Below are 4,008 nucleotides of genomic sequence, written 5' to 3'. Positions count from 1 at the left end.
CTCAGCGTGGCCGCCAGCGCCGCGCGCAGCATGAACCCCGGGCGGCCGCCGTACTGCAGGAACTCGGTGAGGATGTCCGGCGTGTTCGGCCACACGTTGGGGCGGAAGTATTCGCGTGACTCCGACATCGCGAGCTCGGTGAAATACTCGGTGAGCTCCTGCTTGGTGTTGCGCCAGGCGAAGTACGTGTAGGACTGTGTGTAGCCGAGCTTGGCCAGGCGATGCATGATCTTCGGCCGGGTGAAGGCCTCGGCGAGAAAGATCGCTTCCGGGTGGTCGCGCTTGACTTCGCCGATCAGCCATTCCCACATCGGGAAGGGCTTGGTGTGCGGGTTGTCGACGCGAAAGATCGACACGCCCTGCCCGATCCAGAACGTGAAGATGCTCTTGAGCTCGTCCCAGAGCGGCTTCCAGTCGTCCGTCTCGAAGTCGAACGGATAGATGTCCTGATACTTCTTCGGCGGGTTCTCGGCGTATTGCACGGTGCCGTCCGGGCGCCAGCGAAACCAGGTCGGGTGCTCCTTCACGTAAGGGTGGTCGGGCGCGCACTGGAAAGCGATGTCGAGCGCGATGTCGATGCCGTGTTGCTTGGCGCGCTTGAGCAGGCTTCGGAAATCCTCGAGCGTCCCGAGTTCGGTGTGCACGGCCTTGTGGCCGCCTTCGGGTGCGCCGATCGCCCACGGGCTGCCCGGCTCACCCGGCTTCGCCACCACCGCGTTGTTCCGCCCCTTGCGAAACTTGATGCCGATCGGATGGATCGGCGGCAGGTAGAGAACGTCGAAGCCCATCTCCGCGACGTACGGGAGACGCTTCTCGCATTCGGCGAAGGTGCCGTGCGTGCTGCCCGCCGGCACGCAGGAACGCGGAAACATCTCGTACCAGGAGCTGTAGCGCGCGCGCACCGGCTCGACGGTGACCGCGAGGACGCGCTCGTACTCGGTGGCGAAGCGCTGCTCGGCGTAGCGGGACATGAGCTCCGTCAGCTCGCGGTCGGCACCGAGCTGTTTCGCCGCCTCCGGCGTGGTCGTCTTGCCGAGCGTCGCCGCGATCTCCTTCAGACGCGCCCCGGCGGTACCCGACGCCCGTGCTGCCGCCTCCAGCACGAGTTCTTCCCCCACCCGCATCGCGACGGCGATGTCCTTCGGATCGTTCCGCCGTGCGAGGTCGTGCTGCCAGGTGAAGAACCGATCGACCCATGCGACCACGGTATAGACGTGCCGCCCGATGGCGTTCACGGTGAAGCTCGCCTGCCAGAGGTCGTTGTACGAAGCTTCCATCGGCACTTCGGTCCACTTGTCCGCCCCTTCCGGACGATGCCGCACCAGACAGCGAATGACGTCGTGGCCGTCGGCAAACACGTCGGCGCTGACGATCACCTGCTCGCCCACCGTCCGCTTGATGGGAAACCTTCCGCAGTCGACCTCGGGGCGCACCCGATCGATCACGACGCGGCCGCGTCCGTCCTGAGTTCTGTTTGGAGTGGACATCCTCTAGTCTCCCGTGGCACTGCTCTTGAGGAACACGACGCCCAGCGGCGGCAGGTCGAGCGCGAGCGACTGGAACTGACCGTGCGCGCCCACCGGCGCCGCATGCTTGCCGCCGAAGTTGCCGATGCCGCTGCCGCCATAGATGCTCGCGTCGCTGTTCAGTATTTCCTGCCAGTGGCCCGCACGCGGCACGCCGATGCGGTAGCTCAGCCGCGGCATCGGCGTGAAGTTGCACACGACGAGGATGAGGTCCTCCGTGCTGCGCGCGCGGCGCACGAAGCTGATGACGCTGTTCTCGGCGTCGTGGCAGTCCATCCACTCGAACCCTTCGCGCTGGAAGTCGATCTCGTAGAGCGCGGGCTCGCGCCGGTAGCGGTGATTCAGGTCGCGGACCCAACCGAGCACGCCGCCGTGCTCCGGGTATTGCAGCGCACCCCAGTCCAAGGTGGTGTCGTGCGACCAGCCGCGACGCTGGCCGAACTCCCCGCCCATGAACAAGAGCTTCTTGCCTGGATGACCCCACATGTAGCCGTACAGCAGGCGCAGGTTCGCGAACTCGCGCCACGCGTCGCCCGGCATCCGGCCCAGCAGCGACCCCTTGTCGTCGCTCACTTCATCGTGCGAGAGGGGCAGCATGAAGTTCTCGGAGAACGCATACCAGATGCTGAACGTGAGCTTGTCGTGGTGATTCTTCCGCTGCATCGGCTCATAGTGGAAGTAATCGAGCGTGTCGTGCATCCAGCCCATGTTCCACTTCATGCCGAAACCGAGCCCGCCGAGATAGATCGGCCGCGAGACCATCGGCCAGTCGGTCGACTCTTCCGCGATCGACTGCACGTCGGGATACTCGCGGTAAATCATCTCGTTCAGCGTGCGCAGAAAGGCAACGGCCGCCAGGTCCTCGCGCCCGCCGTGCACGTTCGGGGTCCAATCGCCCGGTTCGCGTCCGAAGTCGAGGTAGAGCATCGACGCAACGCCGTCGACGCGCAGCGCATCGACGTGATACTTGTCGAGCCAGAACATCGCGCTGCTCAGGAGGAAGGCGCGCACCTCGTTGCGACCGTAGTCGAAGATGTAGCTGTTCCACTCCGGATTGAAGCCGCGCCGCGGGTCGGCATACTCGAAGAGCGGCGCACCGTCGAAGCGCGCGAGCCCGTGCGAATCGCCCGGAAAGTGCGAAGGCACCCAGTCGAGGATGACGCCGATGCCGCGCTGGTGCAGATGGTCGACCAGGTACATGAGGTCTTCGGGGCTGCCGTAACGCGAGGTCGGGGCGAAGTAGCCGGTGATCTGATAGCCCCAGGAGCCGTAGAACGGATGCTCGGCGACCGGCAGCAGTTCGACGTGGGTGAAGCCGACATCGAGCACGTATTCCGCCAGCTGATGCGCGAGCTCGCGGTAATCGAGAAACCGGTCCCCTTCTCCACGCCGCCACGAGCCCAAGTGAACTTCGTAGACGGAGAACGGCGCATCGAGCGCATTCGAGCTCTTGCGGCGCGCCATCCATTCGGCATCACCCCACTCGTAGTCGAGGGTGGACACGCGCGAGGCGGTGCCGGGCAGAGTTTCCGTCGCGAAGCCGAACGGATCGCATTTGGCGAGAGCATGGCCGTCCTGCCGCGAGACGATGCGGTAGCGATAGCGCGCGTTGTGGCCTACGCCGGGTGCGAAGCACTCCCAGATGCCGGATTCGTCGTTGCGCGGCTGCAACGGGTTGGCTTCGCCATTCCACCCGTTGAAATCGCCGATCACCGACACGCTGGCGGCATTCGGCGCCCATACGGCAAAGCGAGTGCCGTCGATGCCGTTGACAGTGCCGGCATGCGCACCGAGTTTCTGGTACAGCCTGACATGGCTGCCCTCGCGGAACAGGTAGACGTCGTGATCGGTGAGCAACGCCGGGTCCGGCGTCAAGCTGGCCTGGCGCTTCTTGTCGATGATCTTGGTCACTTCGATTCCCCCTCGACAGCGTATTGTGCAGTGACGGCGGCGCGGATCGCCCCCTTTCAAGCTTGCCGCAGATGGCGGCACTCGGTCCAGAGACGGAGATGACCACGAGCAAGGAACGATGCGCGCATCTGGGACCGAACGGGATGGTACGGAAGTTCGCCGCTGCTCGTGAGACAGCCCAGTGCACCGCCCTTCCCTTTCGCTAAACCGATCAGCCCACTGGACGGTCCTCGCGAACGCACCGCAATCGATGCTGGTCGGTCTTCCTGCAGGTGGGCCGACGGATCGGATGCAACTGTCCGCCGCCGTCTTCCGGGCGCAATGCGGTGCTGTGGAGCTTCAAGGAAAGGTGGGACGACCGAACTGGAACGAGCTTGAATTATAGCGTGAACGGAATGCGCACTCACGGCGAAGCCTTATAATCCGCACGTTGAATCTCACCAGAATCCTCATCATGGGAAACAGACTGTCGAAGATCGTAACGCGCACCGGCGACCAGGGCACCACCGGCCTCGGCGATGGCTCGCGCACGCCCAAGAACTCCCCGCGCATCGAGGCGGTGGGAGAGGTC

General features: G+C 64.6%; 3 protein-coding genes. 1 reads left to right on the top strand and 2 read right to left on the bottom strand.

Annotation, left to right across the window (positions count from 1 at the left end; all coding sequences use genetic code 11):
* Both JNK68_00145 and glgB read right to left on the bottom strand, forming a co-directional pair.
* Positions 1 to 1,487 (bottom strand): alpha-1,4-glucan--maltose-1-phosphate maltosyltransferase (locus JNK68_00145; GenBank protein ID MBL8538756.1); only part of this gene is annotated, 1,487 nt, incomplete at its 3' end.
* A gap of 3 nt (positions 1,488 to 1,490) precedes the next feature.
* Positions 1,491 to 3,428, bottom strand: coding sequence for a 1,4-alpha-glucan branching protein GlgB (gene glgB / locus JNK68_00140; protein ID MBL8538755.1), 1,938 nt, complete (start codon positions 3,426 to 3,428; stop codon positions 1,491 to 1,493).
* A 463-nt stretch (positions 3,429 to 3,891) separates the two neighbouring features.
* Between glgB and JNK68_00135 the strand changes: the two genes are divergently transcribed.
* Positions 3,892 to 4,008: ATP:cob(I)alamin adenosyltransferase (locus tag JNK68_00135; GenBank protein MBL8538754.1), on the top strand; the 117-nt coding region annotated here is incomplete at its 3' end.

The organism is Betaproteobacteria bacterium, assembly GCA_016791345.1.
In the GTDB taxonomy this organism is placed as follows: Bacteria; Pseudomonadota; Gammaproteobacteria; order Burkholderiales; family JAEUMW01; genus JAEUMW01.
Note: the sequence above shows the minus strand (reverse complement) of the source record. Positions and strands in the feature narration are given on the sequence as shown.